This is a genomic window from Intestinimonas sp. (genome assembly GCF_026169115.1).
Taxonomy (GTDB): Bacteria; Bacillota; Clostridia; order Oscillospirales; family Oscillospiraceae; genus Intestinimonas.
In genome coordinates this window covers 1-2,113 of the sequence record NZ_JAPFEA010000078.1, presented here as the reverse complement: position 1 = coordinate 2,113, position 2,113 = coordinate 1, and the positions used below count along the sequence as shown (strand labels likewise).

1 protein-coding gene is annotated in these 2,113 nt (G+C 66.7%); it reads left to right on the top strand.

What is annotated here, in order from left to right; genetic code table 11:
* A partial coding sequence (locus tag Q0Y09_RS07300) for a 5'-nucleotidase C-terminal domain-containing protein (protein ID WP_297719798.1) occupies positions 1-2,113 on the top strand: 2,113 nt, incomplete at both ends.

Genomic DNA, 2,113 nt, shown 5'->3' with positions numbered 1-2,113 from the left:
TGGGCCTGGCTGCGCCTGCCCTGGCGGCGGAAGAGAGCGAGAGCGGGAAGATCGTGATCCTGCACACCAACGATGTGCACTGCGGGATCGATCCTTCCGCCGACGAGGAGACCGGCGCGGTGACCAATCTGGGCTACGCCGGCGTAGCGGCCTACAAGGCCGAGATGGAGGCCAAATACGGGGCGGAGAACGTGACCCTTGTGGACGCGGGCGACGCCATCCAGGGCGGCCCCATCGGGACGCTGTCCAAGGGGTCCTACATCGTGGACATCATGAACGAGGTGGGCTATGACCTGGCCGCGCCCGGCAACCACGAGTTCGACTACGGGATGGAGAACTTCCTGACCTTGGCTCAGGAGAAGGCGAAGTACGACTATCTGTGCTGCAACTTCACCGACCTGGAGGGGAAGCCCGTCCTGGAGGCGTACAAGGTGGTGGACTACGGGGACGTGAGCGTGGGCTATGTGGGCATCGACACGCCCGAGTCCTTCACCAAGTCCACCCCCACCTTCTTCCAGAACGAGAAGGGGGAGTATATTTACAGCTTCGGCCAAGGCAATGAGGGCAAGGACCTCTACGCCGCGGTGCAGTCTGCGGTGGACGCCGCCGCCAAGGACGGGGCCGACTATGTGGTGGCCCTGGGTCACCTGGGCAACGAGGGCTCCACCGAGGCGTGGACCTCCAAGAGCGTCATCGCCAACACCACGGGCATCGACGTGTTCATCGACGGCCACTCCCACGAGACCTACGGCGAGACCGTCCAGAACAAGGACGGCGAGGACGTAAAGCTGGCCCAGACGGGCACCAAGCTGGCCAACCTGGGCAAGGTGGTCATCGACACCAAGAGCGGCGAGATCACCACCGAGCTGGTGAGCGGCTACGCCGAGCAGGACGAGACCGTGGCCGCCTATGTGGCCAAGGTGAACGAGGAGTTCGCCGGGGTGCTGCAAAAGGTGGTGGCCAAGAGCGACGTGACCCTCACCACCCTGGACCCCGAGACTGGCAAGCGTGCCGTCCGCAACGCCGAGACCAACCTGGGCGACCTGTGCGCCGACGCCTACCGGGTGCTGCTGGGGGCCGACGTGGCCTTCGTGAACGGCGGCGGCGTGCGGGCTGACATCGCCGCGGGCGACATCACCTATGAGAACATCATCAACGTGCATCCCTTCGGCAATGAGGCATGCCTGGTGGAGACCACCGGCCAGGACATCCTGGACGCCCTGGAGATGGGCGCGCGGCTCTACCCCGAGGAGAACGGCGGCTTCCTCCAGGTCTCCGGCCTGAGCTACACCATTGACGCCGCTGTGGCCTCCTCCGTGGTGCTCAGCGACGAGGGCGAGTTCGTGAAGGTGGACGGCGACTACCGGGTGAAGGACGTCACCGTGGGCGGCGAGCCCCTGGACGTGAACAAGACCTACACCCTGGCCTCCCACAACTACATGCTCAAGAGCGGCGGCGACGGCTTTGTGATGTTCAAGGACGACAAGCTGCTCAAGGACAGCGTGCTCATCGACAACGCGGTGCTCATCAACTACATCGTGGACGAGCTGGGCGGCGTGGTGAGCAGCGACTATGCCGCGCCCCAGGGCCGGATCACCGTGGCCAACGCCGGGGAGACCCCCGCTGCGCCCGAGGCCCCTGCCGACTGGGCCGACATGGACGCCAATGCCTGGTATGCCGAGGCGGTGAACTATGTCATCGAGGGCGGCATCATGGGCTCCACCAGCGCCGAGAGCAAGGTCTTCACCCCCAACGGCACCGTGACCCGGGCCACCGTGTACCAGACCCTCTACAACATGGAGGGCAAGCCTGCCGTGACTGAGGCGGCCACCTTCACCGACGTGGCCGGCACCTGGTACGCCAACTCCGCCGCCTGGGCGGAGGACGCCGGCCTCACCACCGGCGACGGCACCGGCGCCTACGCCGGCGACCGGGCCGTGACCCGGGCCGAGCTGGCCACCATCTTTGCCCGGTACGCCGAGGTGAAGGGGCTGAGCACCACCACTGGCGACCTGAGCGCCTATGCCGACGCCGACGCCGTGGCCGACTGGGCCGCCGACGGCATGGCTGTGGCCGTGGGCTCCGGCATCCTCTCCGGCAAGCCCGGCAGCCG